The sequence below is a fragment of the Enterobacter sp. JBIWA005 genome (assembly GCF_019968805.1).
GTDB lineage: Bacteria > Pseudomonadota > Gammaproteobacteria > Enterobacterales > Enterobacteriaceae > Enterobacter > Enterobacter vonholyi.
Map to the genome: position 1 here is coordinate 2,277,109 of NZ_CP074159.1, position 12,703 is coordinate 2,289,811.

The 12,703-nt window shown below is 49.1% G+C and carries 13 protein-coding genes and 4 pseudogenes; 7 read left to right on the forward strand and 10 right to left on the reverse strand.

Going from position 1 to position 12,703, the window contains the following annotated elements; genetic code table 11:
• Positions 1–12 precede the first annotated feature (12 nt).
• Positions 13–597, reverse strand: coding sequence for a GDP-mannose pyrophosphatase (locus KGP22_RS10810; RefSeq protein ID WP_127730894.1), 585 nt, complete (start codon positions 595–597; stop codon positions 13–15).
• Positions 598–683: 86 nt separating this feature from the next.
• Here KGP22_RS10810 and KGP22_RS10815 point away from each other — a divergent pair, with 86 nt between their 5' ends.
• Complete coding sequence (locus tag KGP22_RS10815) at positions 684–1,457, forward strand: DeoR/GlpR family DNA-binding transcription regulator (protein ID WP_223582426.1); 774 nt, start codon at positions 684–686, stop codon at positions 1,455–1,457.
• Positions 1,458–1,495: 38 nt separating this feature from the next.
• On the opposite strand, the gene KGP22_RS10820 is transcribed toward KGP22_RS10815, so the two are convergent.
• From KGP22_RS10820 to KGP22_RS10835, 4 genes are all read right to left on the reverse strand, one after another.
• A complete protein-coding gene (locus KGP22_RS10820; RefSeq protein ID WP_223582280.1) occupies positions 1,496–1,858 on the reverse strand; it encodes a DUF4406 domain-containing protein in 363 nt (120 codons plus the stop codon).
• A 149-nt stretch (positions 1,859–2,007) separates the two neighbouring features.
• A complete protein-coding gene (locus KGP22_RS10825) occupies positions 2,008–2,379 on the reverse strand; it encodes a VOC family protein (RefSeq protein WP_127730896.1) in 372 nt (123 codons plus the stop codon).
• A 94-nt stretch (positions 2,380–2,473) separates the two neighbouring features.
• Positions 2,474–2,917, reverse strand: coding sequence for a PACE efflux transporter (locus tag KGP22_RS10830; protein WP_223582282.1), 444 nt, complete (start codon positions 2,915–2,917; stop codon positions 2,474–2,476).
• Positions 2,918–2,992: 75 nt separating this feature from the next.
• Positions 2,993–3,955: an NAD-dependent epimerase/dehydratase family protein gene (locus KGP22_RS10835; RefSeq protein ID WP_223582284.1), complete on the reverse strand. Its 963-nt coding sequence runs from the start codon at positions 3,953–3,955 to the stop codon at positions 2,993–2,995.
• A gap of 94 nt (positions 3,956–4,049) precedes the next feature.
• Here KGP22_RS10835 and KGP22_RS10840 point away from each other — a divergent pair, with 94 nt between their 5' ends.
• The gene (locus tag KGP22_RS10840) at positions 4,050–4,958 is read left to right on the forward strand and encodes a LysR family transcriptional regulator (RefSeq protein ID WP_149366912.1); all 909 of its coding nucleotides are present in this window, start codon (positions 4,050–4,052) and stop codon (positions 4,956–4,958) included.
• A 355-nt stretch (positions 4,959–5,313) separates the two neighbouring features.
• Here KGP22_RS10840 and KGP22_RS10845 read toward each other — a convergent pair whose 3' ends face one another.
• The 3 genes from KGP22_RS10845 to KGP22_RS10855 all read right to left on the reverse strand — a co-directional run bounded on the left by KGP22_RS10845 (position 5,314) and on the right by KGP22_RS10855 (position 7,275).
• Entirely contained in the window at positions 5,314–5,685 is a 372-nt protein-coding gene (locus KGP22_RS10845) for a DUF2255 family protein (RefSeq protein ID WP_223582286.1), read from the reverse strand.
• A 128-nt stretch (positions 5,686–5,813) separates the two neighbouring features.
• The gene (locus KGP22_RS10850) at positions 5,814–6,071 is read right to left on the reverse strand and encodes a hypothetical protein (protein WP_149366915.1); all 258 of its coding nucleotides are present in this window, start codon (positions 6,069–6,071) and stop codon (positions 5,814–5,816) included.
• Between the two features lie 106 nt (positions 6,072–6,177).
• A complete protein-coding gene (locus KGP22_RS10855) occupies positions 6,178–7,275 on the reverse strand; it encodes an alpha/beta hydrolase (RefSeq protein ID WP_223582288.1) in 1,098 nt (365 codons plus the stop codon).
• Positions 7,276–7,304: 29 nt separating this feature from the next.
• Between KGP22_RS10855 and KGP22_RS10860 the strand changes: the two are divergent.
• Positions 7,305–7,487, forward strand: a pseudogene (locus KGP22_RS10860) (hypothetical protein); the annotation flags it as partial.
• Here the strand turns inward: KGP22_RS10860 and KGP22_RS10865 are convergent.
• Positions 7,437–8,444, reverse strand: a pseudogene (locus KGP22_RS10865) (iron-containing alcohol dehydrogenase); the annotation flags it as partial. The pseudogenes KGP22_RS10860 and KGP22_RS10865 sit on opposite strands and share 51 nt — an antisense overlap.
• Before the next feature lie 264 nt (positions 8,445–8,708).
• On the opposite strand from KGP22_RS10865, the gene KGP22_RS10870 reads away from it, so the two are divergent.
• Complete coding sequence (locus tag KGP22_RS10870) at positions 8,709–9,623, forward strand: AraC family transcriptional regulator (protein ID WP_223582290.1); 915 nt, start codon at positions 8,709–8,711, stop codon at positions 9,621–9,623.
• Between the two features lie 22 nt (positions 9,624–9,645).
• Here the strand turns inward: KGP22_RS10870 and KGP22_RS10875 are convergent.
• A pseudogene (locus KGP22_RS10875) lies at positions 9,646–10,533 on the reverse strand (LysR family transcriptional regulator).
• A 289-nt stretch (positions 10,534–10,822) separates the two neighbouring features.
• Here KGP22_RS10875 and KGP22_RS10880 point away from each other — a divergent pair.
• The 3 genes and pseudogenes from KGP22_RS10880 to KGP22_RS10890 all read left to right on the forward strand — a co-directional run bounded on the left by KGP22_RS10880 (position 10,823) and on the right by KGP22_RS10890 (position 12,688).
• Complete coding sequence (locus tag KGP22_RS10880) at positions 10,823–11,332, forward strand: MFS transporter (RefSeq protein WP_223582292.1); 510 nt, start codon at positions 10,823–10,825, stop codon at positions 11,330–11,332.
• A gap of 131 nt (positions 11,333–11,463) precedes the next feature.
• A pseudogene (locus KGP22_RS10885) lies at positions 11,464–11,568 on the forward strand (AraC family transcriptional regulator); the annotation flags it as partial.
• Positions 11,569–11,722: 154 nt separating this feature from the next.
• The gene (locus KGP22_RS10890) at positions 11,723–12,688 is read left to right on the forward strand and encodes a hypothetical protein (RefSeq protein ID WP_111963557.1); all 966 of its coding nucleotides are present in this window, start codon (positions 11,723–11,725) and stop codon (positions 12,686–12,688) included.
• Positions 12,689–12,703: the final 15 nt, after the last annotated feature.

The window sequence follows — 12,703 nt, forward strand, 5'->3', positions numbered from 1 at the left end:
TAAACCAGTAGGTTACAGAATACCTTTAAGGGCAACATGATACAGCAGCATGATGGTTTTACCGTCGACAATCTTGCCCGTTTCAATGCTGCGTAAAGCCTCTTCAAGCGTCATTTCCAGCACGTCGATATCTTCTCCTTCAGCCTTGATCCCGCCGCCTGCGCTGGTTCTGTCATGTGGTTGGTACTCGGCAAGATAAAAGTAGAGTTTCTCCGTGACGGAGCCTGGGCTCATATAGGCTTCAAAGATTTTCTGCACGCGCGAAACGTGAAATCCGGTCTCTTCTTCCGCTTCTGCTTTAATGCGGCTTTCGGGATCCATGTTGTCCAGCAATCCTGCTGCTGCCTCAATTAAATCGTCTTCATGGCCGTTGATAAAGACAGGGAAGCGGAACTGGCGCGTCAGGATCACCGTCTTTTTCTCACGGTTATAGAGTAGAATCGTCGCGCCGTTGCCACGGTCATAGACTTCCCGATGCTGCCGCTGCCATTCACCATCACGCCGCTGCAGGTCAAAGGTGTATTTTTTGAGGATGTACCAGTTGTCTGACAGGGTTTCACTGTCGATGATGCGCACATCTGCACGTTTTGATTGCACGAATGTCCCTCCTTACGTAGAGTAATGATCATAAACAGCATTATCATGCATGTTCAGGATGAAACATGCAACATCAGGAATTCACGATGCTCACCAGTCAGCGAAAACAATTGATCCTTGAAAAGCTTGGTGCCGAAGGTCAGGTACAGTCAAAAGCGCTCAGCATTCTCTTTGACGTCTCAGAAGATACCATCCGGCGCGATCTGCGCGAGCTGGCGGCAGAAGGGCGTTTGCAGCGTGTTCACGGCGGCGCGCTGCCGTCATCTTCCGCTATTGCTCCTTTTGCCGAACGGCAATCCGTTAAGATGGATGCCAAAAAAAGGGTGGCCCGGAAAGGGGCACTGCTAATTTCATCAGGCCAGGTGGTGATTGTCGACGGTGGCACGACAACCTCCGAGCTGATTACGTTTTTCCCTCCTGACTTGCGCATCACCGTGGTGACGCACAGCCCGAGTATTGCTCTGGGGCTCGTTGATCATCCTTCTGTTGAGGTGATTTTGATCGGCGGACGCTTGTATAAACATTCAATTGTTGCGGTCGGCGCTGCGGCCATCGAAGGCATTGCGAATATACATGCGGACCTGTTCTTTATGGGCGTGACCGGCATTCATCCTGACGCGGGGCTGACAACCGGTGATTTCGAAGAGGCATGCATCAAACGTGCATTTTCCGGCAGAGCCGCGGAGACGGTCGTTCTGGCTTCTCCGGAAAAGATCAACACCGCGTCTTCGTTTGTGATTGGCGATGTGTCTTCGGTAAATACCATCGTTGTTGAAGACGGTACAGATAAGGACTGGATCCGCGCGGTATCGGAAAAGGGCGTATCCGTCGTGCTGACCTCAGATCCTGACCCCCTCTGACAGCCAGCCTTTGACCACGGGCTGGCTGGCGTTCCGGATTAAGCTTCTGGAATGTTCTCAAGCGCGGTATAAACGCTGAGACCATATTTTCGGGCTACTTCAATATCCATATCGGCACCTTTAGACGCACCGGCAATACGATAAATCGCATCGCATTTTGCGATGAGCCGGTGAGCAACGGGGTACAGCATCGCTTCGCTGATTTCATCACCCACCGTCATTGAGCCTGCGGCTTTTGCCAGCGGCAAAGCAAGCCATTCACCAATGACCGGAATGTGGCCACGCTGGTAAACGGCTAATGCTGCGCTTTCGAGACGCGCCAGATTCTCATCAATTCGTGCTTGAACGCCATCGGTACCGCTGCGATAGGGACCGGCAATTAAAATCAACTGTTGTGTCATAAATACCTCTGTCAGTGTTATTGCATGAAAATGCACATTTACAGACGAGACTTTACGACATCACTGGCCAGGAATACAGTATTTCGTGCAATATCGTGCAAAAAACTGCATGAGTAAATCGTTTGACGGTTACTGGAAGACTCGTTGAGCTACTCGCTCTCCGGCGTATGGCACACGGCCTCGATGTTATGACCATCAGGTGAGATGACAAAAGCGGCATAATAATTTTCACCGTACGAACGCAATCCCGGCCCGCCGTTATCACGTCCGCCAGCGCGAAGCGCGGCATGGAAAAAATCATCAACCTGCTGACGCGTATTAGCCACAAACGCCAGATGCAGGGGCGCGGGTTTGTCATTTGTATGGAAAAGGCAAAGTGAAACGTCCCCGGAGCTCATTTCAACACCATACTCCGGCGCGCCTTCATCGATGATTTTTACCCCAAGCGGGCGAAGCGCCTCGAGGAAGAAAGTTTTACTTTTTTCATAATCGCTGACGCCGAATTTCACATGATCGAACATTATCGACTCCTCAAAAGAGATAGAGAAATGAAGAGTATAGAAGGTGAGAGGAGTCGAATACGATCAAAGGCGTGTCAATGTGACAGATATCTCTCTACATAGCAGACCGTTTCCGCCCAACAAATGTCCAGCGCAGGTAGTCGTAAATCCAGTTAAACAGTAACGTGTACGGCAGGAAAAACAGTACAAGACCGATCTCAACAAAAAATGCCTCAGTCACTGTAAGATTCAGCATAACCATCGCGACAGGAATTAGGGTGATGATGAGTCCCGTTTCAAAACCTACAGCATGGATCGCTCGAATGAGAAACGTCCGTTGAAAGCGGTATTTTTTCTGCAGCGAGTCGAAGAGTTTATTAAAAATAAAATTCCAGACCGTTGCGGTAAGGGCGGATATCACGGACAACGAGCCCGACTGGAGTATCGACACGTTCATCAGCCAGGCAAGAGACAGCGCGATAATAATGTTGGCCATCACTTCAAAAATGATTGCGTGGAAAATTCTCTCTTTAACACTTTTATTTAATTCAATTTCCATTTGCTTAGGGCTACGTTTTTCAAAAGCTAAAGTATATCAGACATCGTTCAACCCTTTCTAAACGCACAGGTTATGTTAAATGCAGCCCAGGCCCGCTAATGTGGAATGTACAGCTTCAATAAGTGGGGTCTGGGGCTCATGGCCCAAAAAGGAAACCAGTTTTGAATTATCCATTTCTATTGTCTGCTCCCAGAGATAACGCATCTCCTGCATTTCATGCAGTGTGGTATTAAAGGGGCTTATCGCCGAGATAAGCCACCAGGGAAACGATTTCACCTTCGCCTGAATACCGGCACGCTCCGCGACGTGCTTTATGGCGGCAGTCATCGCTGTCCCGTCAGGATCCCAATGCCCGCGCATATGGAAACTGGCAAACGGTTCGAGTTCCTCCCGACGCGACAGCAGTGCAACGAGCGTTTCGGCGACATCCGGCAGATAAGCCCACTGGTGGCCTGCGCCGGTTTTCCCGGGGTTTTGAATTATCTTCGGCGGTTGCCCCGGTTTGACCAATCCCTGCGAAAACCAGTTATTGCCGGCATGGGGACCAAAAAAGTCACCTGCACGTAAAATCAGCACCTTTCCGCCACGCTGCGCATAGTCTGCGAGTTCCTGCTCCATTTGCACCCGTATAGCGCCTTTTCGGGTAAACGGATTCTGAGGAGAATCCTCGCGTAAGAGGGGAAAAGCATCCGGACCGTAGTTATAAATCGTGCCCGGCAGAACGATTAACGCACCGTTTCGCTCCGCTGCATTTATGGTGTTATGAAGCATGGGCAAAACCAGCTGTTCCCAGTTTCGATAACCCGGCGGGTTTACGCCATGGATAATAACGCTGCATTCGGACGCCGCTGCCTCAACCTGTTCTGCATTCTGCGCATCACCACTTATCCACGGAATGCTTTTGTTGCGATCGTCAGTTTTCGGAGCGCTGCGGCGCAATGCACGCACATCCCATTCATCACGGATCAATTTGCGGACTATTTCGCCACCGATCCCACCCGTTGCGCCCAGTATCAGTACCTTATTTGTGTTTTTCATCGTTTGACCCTTATTGGATATCTGCTTGACATCATAATGACCGCACGGGCTAAATGTAATTGCATAATATAAGCCAGCAGGTATTCATTTTTGTATGAAGCTAAATATCCCGTGGGAATGGTATCGCACCTTTCTGGCCGTGATGAGGGAAGGGTCTCTGTCAGGGGCCGCACGCAGGCTTGCCATTACTCAGCCAACCGCCGGGCGCCATATTGCGGCGCTGGAGTCAGCCCTGGGCCTTGTTTTATTTACCCGTTCACAGACAGGATTACAGGCCACGGATGCAGCCGTTGAGCTGAAGGGCCATGCGCAGTCGATGGAAAATACGGCCATGATGATTGAGCGGTCGGCAGCCAGTTTCAGTTCCGGCGCAACCGGATTACGAGGCATTGTGCGCGTCGCCGCCAGTGAAATCATCGGCACGGAGGTTCTGCCTCCAGTGATTGCACAAATAAAGAAAGAATATCCGCAGATAGTTATTGAACTGGTTCTGTCTAATCGCGTTCAGGATTTACTGAACCGGGAAGCGGATATTGCCGTACGCATGGCCACGCCGGTGCAGGAGCAACTGATTGCACGCCGGATGGGCAGGGTTGAAATAGGTCTGCATGCCGCGCCAGCCTATCTGTCACGATGTGGTGCTCCGGAAAGTATTGATGAGTTATTCACCCATACGCTCGTGGGTTTCGATAATACGACTCCCTTTATTTTACAGGCACTTAAACAATATCCACAGCTAAACCGTGAATTGTTTACCGTGCGGAGTGACAGTGATATTGCACAATTAAACCTCATTCGTGCAGGAGCGGGTATCGGTATGTGCCAGGTACAACTGGCCGATTTTTCTCCGCCGTTACAGAGGGTCATGCCTGATTTCTTTGCATTTCATCTCGACACCTGGCTGGTGATGCATGAGGATTTACGCCATAGCCAGGCCTGTAAAACGGTGTTTGATTATCTTGCGGAGGGTTTGCAGGCTTATATCAACAGGACAAAACGGTAAATAATAAGGCTGGGAAGAACAGTACCGTCAAGCTGACGTGCTATCTGCGTTTTAAGGGATGTGAAATGCGTAAGTTCAGTTCAAAGTTCTGATGCGGCAGATGAGCGTATTCAACACGGCCTTTGGTTGAGACGTTGAGCAAAAGCTGGATGCACATAAGATGGTCAGCTAAGACGCTTTAATAGTCCATCGGCATCCAGGCTAACGATGACCACAAAACACCAGATTTCCCCTGATTTCATACCGGTGCGCATAATGTGTATTATGTTAAATCACCTGCTGTGGTAAATAAGTTCACAAGACACTCCCACTAACTTTTGCCTCACAGAACACGCAGTATCACTGCGACAGGAAATCACGAAGGTAAAATCTCAATCGTGGCCGCTCTGGCGCGTGTCCCTGTCATTGCGGAAACATAGCTGCTGCCGGAGTACTTTTTCTGGTAAGCCTGATCTATTTTACTTTCAAGCTCAGGGTCTGATGGTTTTGCAAACAGGACGTCGAACTCCTGTCCAATAGCCAGTATCTTACCCGCCTGCTGGGACAATGCAGCCTGATACCATGTTGAACGGGTACCACTATAGGCTCGGACGAAAAGTCGGTTACCCACCTTCACTTCCCAAATCCATGTCGGCGTACCGGTCGTATTCATATCGGGATGATACGGAGCGATTTTTAGGTCATCGGCCTCATCTATTCTTGTTAATACTTCATAGTTCCAGAACATAAACCTCTCCTCTTTCATATGCGGCTATTTTTTTTCTATTGCAGCATTAACTCGATAAATTAATGTTGCATGAGAAATTAGAGCCTGCTTCACGAGTAACAGCAGAGTGGCTGTTATTAAAATTAGGATTAATGCATCTCAGCGACGGTATTACCGACTATCAACTGAATAATATATTGGCGGTCCATAATGAAACTGAGCTGGCATGCCTTTCCTGCGGTTGCCAGTCGACTCCAGAGTACCAGCACTGCCTGTATTTTTGCCTGTTCGAGCGCAAATCCAATACCATCAAGACTGTCTGCGTTTGTCTGAAGTTCTTTTATCATCTTCACGCATTCGCCGGTCAGGCCATCATAGCTAAGTGAAAACGTTTGTTTAGTATCCATTCGGCACGCTCTTTAGGGGGAATACACAACACCCCATGCTAAGAGAGCAGTGTCTGTCGTTTGTCGCACAGACACTGCATCTGAAAACACCGGACGGTGCTATGGCTTACTTATTAAGATTTTTGTTGAAAAATGCAGTGATGTTATCGAACGGGATCTTATCCATACGATCATATAAATCGACATGTGTTGCATCTTTAACAATCAGAAGCTCTTTTGGTTGATTTGCCGCTTCATAAGCCGTTTTGGAGAAGTAAAGCGAATGCGCTTTTTCACCATGGATGAACAGGATCGGGCGCGGAGAAATTTCCTTAATATAGGTCATGAGCGGGAAATTCATGAAGGCCATCGGCGTTGTCACGGACCATGAGTTACCAGAGTTGACGGCTCGTGGATGATAGCCGCGTTTGGTCATGTAATAGTCCGCATAGTCCACGAGGAACTGTGCTTCACCGCCCTTCAGTTTATTATAGGCTGGCTGGTATGCAGCTTTACCGTTTGCCGCATCTTCCCAGCGCTGGAGGCTCATCTTCTCCAGCGCCTGCTCGCGTTGCTCCGGCGTTACGCTGTCGTTGTAGCCTTTCGACATCACGCGGCTCATATCATACATGGTGCTGGCAACGACCGCTTTTACGCGTTTATCCACGGCAACAGCGTTCAGGGCAATCCCACCCATGCCGCAGATACCGATGACACCGATACGTTCACGATCCACATAAGGTTGCAGTCCAATGAAATCGACTGCGGCCATGAAGTCTTCGGTATTGATATCAGGTGAAGCAATATTGCGGGGTTCACCACTGCTTTCACCGGTATAAGACGGATCAAATGCCAGCGTCACGAATCCGCGCTCTGCCAGGGTCTGAGCATAAAGACCTGAAGCCTGCTCTTTTACAGCGCCAAATGGCCCGGAAATCACAAGCGCAGCAAGCTTCTTGTTCCCGCGATCTTTAGGAAGATACACATCAGCGGCCAGCGTAATGCCGTAACGGTTCTTAAAAGTAACTTTTTGATGATCCACTTTTTCGCTCCTTGTGAAAGTTTTATCCCACGTCTGAACCAGACGGACTGAAGAATCTGCTGTGCCTGGTGCAGGCTGGGCGACCGCAGCTTCTGTTGAAATCAGAGCCATCGCTCCGGCAAGGAGTGCGCCATTAAAAAAGCGCGTTGAAGATTTTAGCGTCATGATATTAAAACCTTTCATTGGATATTGAGGGATATGTTTCAGACAGCATGCATGAGTATTTCAGTTACAACTTCCGGTGGGTAATCATTGGCGATACCAAACGCTTTGACATTGATCTGGACGTTCTCAACGATAGCGGGCAGATCTGCTTCCCTGATGTTCAGCTGTTCAAGACGTGTTGGCGTACCAATTTCTTCGAACCACTTCTCAAGCGCTGCGATGCCGTCGTCTGCCGAACTGAGTCCGAACACATATTTTGCGAAACGCTCAAACTGCGGTGTATTTCGGTTTTTGTACCATTTCATCCAGGCGGGCATAACAACGGACAACCCTGCCCCGTGTGGAACGTTGAAAAGTGCGGATAAAGAGTGCTCGATTGCATGATTCGGATAACTGAATCCGGCGCAGCCTGACAGGATCAAACCGTTTTGAGCCAGGGTTGCCGCCCAGGCAAATTCCCCACGCGCAGCCTCATCCTCCGGATTGGCGATGAGCGTTTGTGTGGTTTCAATTACCGTATTTAGCAGTGCTTCAACCAGTCGCGACTGAATTGCAGGCTGAACGGTTGCGGTGAAGTACACTTCGATAAGGTGTGAAATGATATCAGCGGCAGAATAGACCAGGTAATCGCGGGAGACGCCCGCCATCAGTGCCGGACTCAGGACGGATACCACCGGTCGTGTAAAGTCGTTACCGATCGATAATTTTTCATGTGTTTCTTCATTGGTGACAACGGCATACGGGTTCATTTCGCTTCCCGTTGCGGCCAGGGTCAGAATGGCAAACAAAGGTAAAGCAGAGGAAAGCTCGCCTTTACCAGCGAATAAATCCCAGACGTTACCATTATAATGTGCGCCGGCCGCAATAGCCTTAGCACTGTCAAGTACGGAGCCGCCGCCAACGCTAAGGATAGCGTCCACGTTATGTTGTTTGGCCAGTTCCACCCCTTCACGGACTTTGGATATCACCGGGTTACTTACGATACCGCCAAGTTCTATATACTCGATGCCGTTATCGGCAAGATTCTGGCTGATCGTATCGAACAGGCCTTCTCGTTTAATACGTTCGCTTCCGTAGCACAGCAGGACTTTTCGTGCGCCAGCACTGGCAATGTGTGCACCGATAGTATCCTCTTTTCCGGAACCGAATTCGATTCGGGTTGGGTTGTAGAAAGTAAACTCTTTCACGTATGTCTCCTCCGGATAACCTGCCTGACAGTTAAAAATGGCTTTAACCTGAACGGTTTAAATTTGCTCGCGGTGAACCCTGACTTACAGGACACTGCCTCATTTCAGTGTTGTTATTTTGAGTGTCTTTAATGAAGGGTGTTATTAAAATACTCTGCATTATTTGCCTGATCCTCTGAACCTGATCTCAAAGCGTATATTTCAATTTTCATAGCTGCTAAGTTGTTAACGTCAAAAGGCGTAACAAATGTGAGGCATTACAGAATGATTTCTGAGAAGTCGGTTGAAAAACTACTGGGTGAACTTTCGGTCGATATAGCTCAGCGCACACCCTGCACCGGTGATTTCCCTACAGCCGTAGAAGGACTCGAATTGTTCCGCCGAAACGAACCCGCTCCTCCGGTGAGCTGCCTGGTCCCTCCCAGTATCGTTCTGGTGGCCGATGGCGCGAAGATCATGTGGGTTGGTGGTGAACCTTACGAATACAATGCGGAAAAATTCCTGATCACATCTCTTGACCTGCCAGCCAGCTCGGAAGTATTACAGGCTTCGACATCCCGTCCCTGCGTGGGCGTAGCCTATAAACTTGACCAGCGCGTACTGATGGAATTAATTGCACAGGGAAGCCTGCCGCCGGTTAAAAAACGAGACGCGGGAACGGGTGTCGGTATAGGAATTATTACTGATGTTTTGCTGGAGCCTTTCTGCCGTCTGCTTTCTTTGCTTGACGAGCCTGAAGCTATTCCTGTTCTCGGGCCGCTGATTCAAAGAGAGATACATTACCGGCTTTTGATGAGCGATCAGTCCGATCATCTCAGACAGATTGCAGCAGTAGACGGCCATGGCTACCGTATCGGTAAAGCTATTGACTGGTTAAAGACCAATATTGCATCACCTTTACGCGTAGAAGAACTGGCAAGTCGGGTGCAAATGAGCACGCCCTCTTTCCACCAACACTTCAGGCAGCTTGCGGGAATGAGCCCGCTACGGTATCAGAAATGGCTGCGCCTCAATGAAGCCAGGCGACTGATGCTGAATGAACATTACGATGTCACCACAGCAGCCTATGCTGTCGGTTACGAAAGCCTGTCGCATTTCAGCCGGGAATATACGCGGATGTTCGGGGAATCACCCAAGAAGGATATAACCGTGCTGAGAAAGTCAGCTGGTAAGCTTTAGTATTATCGTAATGTATTTTACCTTATCCTGTTATTGTACCGGTTGCGCAAAACTTGCAGGAAAGCCATAAAGGCGGGAGAATCCTGTCGGCGGTGAGGATAAAAGATGTGGTAGCCCTCAAACCAGGGGCACCACTCGGTCAGTACCACAATCAACCTGCCGTTTCTGATATATTCATCCGCAACATATTCTGGAAGGCAGGCTACGCCAGGCCATCAAGAGCTGCATCAAGCTGATGTACCGTGCTGTTCGCAATATATTGCCCCTTCACCTTCAGGCTGAACTTCTGGTCTTCCTTCTCGAATTCCCAGGCATACAAACCACTCGTGTCGGAATACCGGACGTTGATGCAATTGTGGTTCAAAAGATCCTGCGGTTTTTTAGGCTTCCCATAGCGTTGAAAATAATCCGGTGCTGCAACAATCAATTGCCGCCAGTCCTGGCTGATTTTAACGGCAATCATATCATTATTCAGCGCATCTCCGGGGCGGATCCCCGCGTCAAAACGCTGATCAACGATGTCGGTAAATCCATAATCAATTCCGATTTCAATCTGAATGTCAGGGTAGCGGCTCAGGAAGTCAGGCAACACCGGGCGGATCAGGTACTGGATAACGTCATCTGAACCCGTAAGGCGAATGATGCCAGTGGGCTTTTCACGAAGCTCACTCAGCCGACTAATTGCGTCATCAACCTGCTCCATCAAGGGGCCAATTTCGTTGATGAGCCTTTCACCCGCTTCTGTGGTGGAGATACTGCGGGTGGTTCTGGCCAGCAACCTGATCCCAAGCCTTTCTTCCAGGGATTTTACTGTATGGCTGACAGCTGAGGGCGTCACACCGATCTCTGCTGCCGCTTTAGTAAAGCTCTTGAGTCTGGCCACGCTTAAAAAAACTTTCAGTTCATCCACACTCGCCTCCTCCAGGGGAGAAGCCAGCGTACCAGCCAATGGTTAATTATCAAATATTTTTCACAAGTAAGTGAAATAAATGCTGATTAATTAATTTTATATCAAATGTTACCTTCACATCATCAATAGTGAGCGTGTCATTACTCTGATAACGCGTTTGTGGCTCTGATCCTGAGGTAACTGTTATGCAAGATTTCATCTATCACAAGCCGGTAAAAATTCTGTTTGGGCATGACCAAATCCCTGCACTTGCGCAGGAAGTCCCGCAGGATAAAAAGGTCATTTTTTCATGGGGCAGTTTACTCTGTTTACCTACATCCGACCGTTTCTGGAGAATGTCACGAAAGTTAATTCTGATGAAGTAACGCTAATATTGTTACTGATTGGGGTAGCTGGACTTGCCGGAACGACAGTGATTGGGTTTGTGATCAAAAATCGCCTTTATCAGACACTGGTTGGGATACCACTTGTCATGGCTACAGTCGCTGTAATCCTGATCCCTATGGGTAACAATATTCCTACCGTCTGTGTTTTGTTGGGACTTTGGGGCGTGTTATCAACAGCTGCACCGGTAGGATGGTGGAGCTGGGTTGCCAGTGCCACTGCGTCAGATACAGAATCAGGGGGCGGTCTTATGGTAGCAACAGTTCAGTTCTCAATCGCACTGGGGTCTACAGTGGGCGGGATTTTGTTTGATCAGTTTGGTTTTCAAAGTACATTTGCGTTAAGTGCAGGAATACTTATTTTCTCAGCGATGTTGACTCTGTGGACCTCAAAGCTAAGAACAGTACCTGTATGAATCGTCGCTTAGCCTCCTTAAAGGGGGCTTTTCAAGCTATCTGGCACCATACCCCGTTGCCAATATTAAGTAGTTCATGGTGAGAAAAACTCACATTACCCATCTGGCGTTCTACTCAAGACGCGGGACCGGGTTACGAAAGCTTATCCCATTTCAGTCGGGAATATACGAGGATGTTCGGTCAATCACCTAAGAGGGATATTACTGTGCTGAGAAAGTCTGCCGCTAAGCTTTAATACACCCTGGTATCGTTTACATTTAAGTCAAGCAATATCATTTGATCACCGAGTTAACGCTGCTATTATCTAAGTCTTAGTGTTCGAATCATAAATTTTTTCAATAAATTATCCTGCTAATTAATAGTCCTCACGGAATGAAGGAGCTTCCTCGATGAACTTACCCGGTCAGCAGTCGCCTGACAGCACCCTTCCCTCATATGATCTCTCGCGAAGCCTTGGCCTACAGGCCGGTGCAGATATCGATTTTAAAAAGCTGGCCGCGCAACTCGACTGCTCGCGTAATTTTTACAATGTCGGCATCATTTTTGATGATGGCAAGCAACGCTGGCTGGTTCGCCCCTCTCGACGCATTGCTGATGTGAATCAGAGCACCGTCAGCCATGTAGTCATCAGTAAAATTCCAGATGCTAAGGAAATCAGTGCAGAAAAAGCTGTGGTTGCGACGCTAACTACTCCGTCACTTGCTACGGAAATTACCTCGACCGGTTTTGCCTGTGGCGCGATGATTGTTACGCTTGTCATGGCGTTTGGTGCCGGTGCGGCAGTACCGTTTACCGCTGGCGGGTCTGGTGTGATTGCGGCGATTAGCCTGTCCGGTACGCTGGCTACGGGAGCGCAATGCATGATTGGCGCGGGCCGTCTGCTGGCTATCCATAACGACCATGGTTCCGACGTTGCATGGCTTGACAGCCAGGACTGGTACGTTGCTACCACGACAGTTCTGGATGTTATTTCGCTTGCTGCGGCAGGAACCGCGCTAAGAGGTACTTTAGAAACGTACAAGCTGATGAAAGCGGCGTCTTCAAGTAAAGTTACCGCCTGGTTCCAGAGCCTGAGCCGTGCCGAGCGTAAGCGCATCACGGAAGAGATCATTAAAGCGCAGAATCCAGGTATCTCCAGTGCCGGGGTAAAGGCCGCGATCCGCGCAGGTGTTTATCCGAAACGTTTCCCAAGCGAATCGTTACAAAAATCACTGCAGCGCGAGCTGATGAGTGCGGTCAACAACGCATCGGCCTTTGTGGGGAGCTCACTCACTGGGACTATCCGCAATCCGCAAAATACCGTCCAGTCAGGACGCTATGTGGTTGGTGTGCTGCAATCATTTTTACCTAACTGAACGCTGAGTATTCAA

Coding starts and splice junctions, on each gene's coding strand:
- KGP22_RS10815 (WP_223582426.1), top strand. CDS start 684: ATGCTCACCAGTCAGCGAAAACAATTGATCCTTGAAAAGCTTGGTGCC.
- KGP22_RS10820 (WP_223582280.1), bottom strand. CDS start 1,858: ATGACACAACAGTTGATTTTAATTGCCGGTCCCTATCGCAGCGGTACC.
- KGP22_RS10825 (WP_127730896.1), bottom strand. CDS start 2,379: ATGTTCGATCATGTGAAATTCGGCGTCAGCGATTATGAAAAAAGTAAA.
- KGP22_RS10830 (WP_223582282.1), bottom strand. CDS start 2,917: ATGGAAATTGAATTAAATAAAAGTGTTAAAGAGAGAATTTTCCACGCA.
- KGP22_RS10835 (WP_223582284.1), bottom strand. CDS start 3,955: ATGAAAAACACAAATAAGGTACTGATACTGGGCGCAACGGGTGGGATC.
- KGP22_RS10840 (WP_149366912.1), top strand. CDS start 4,050: ATGAAGCTAAATATCCCGTGGGAATGGTATCGCACCTTTCTGGCCGTG.
- KGP22_RS10845 (WP_223582286.1), bottom strand. CDS start 5,685: ATGTTCTGGAACTATGAAGTATTAACAAGAATAGATGAGGCCGATGAC.
- KGP22_RS10850 (WP_149366915.1), bottom strand. CDS start 6,071: ATGGATACTAAACAAACGTTTTCACTTAGCTATGATGGCCTGACCGGC.
- KGP22_RS10855 (WP_223582288.1), bottom strand. CDS start 7,275: ATGAAAGGTTTTAATATCATGACGCTAAAATCTTCAACGCGCTTTTTT.
- KGP22_RS10870 (WP_223582290.1), top strand. CDS start 8,709: ATGATTTCTGAGAAGTCGGTTGAAAAACTACTGGGTGAACTTTCGGTC.
- KGP22_RS10880 (WP_223582292.1), top strand. CDS start 10,823: ATGGGGCAGTTTACTCTGTTTACCTACATCCGACCGTTTCTGGAGAAT.
- KGP22_RS10890 (WP_111963557.1), top strand. CDS start 11,723: ATGAACTTACCCGGTCAGCAGTCGCCTGACAGCACCCTTCCCTCATAT.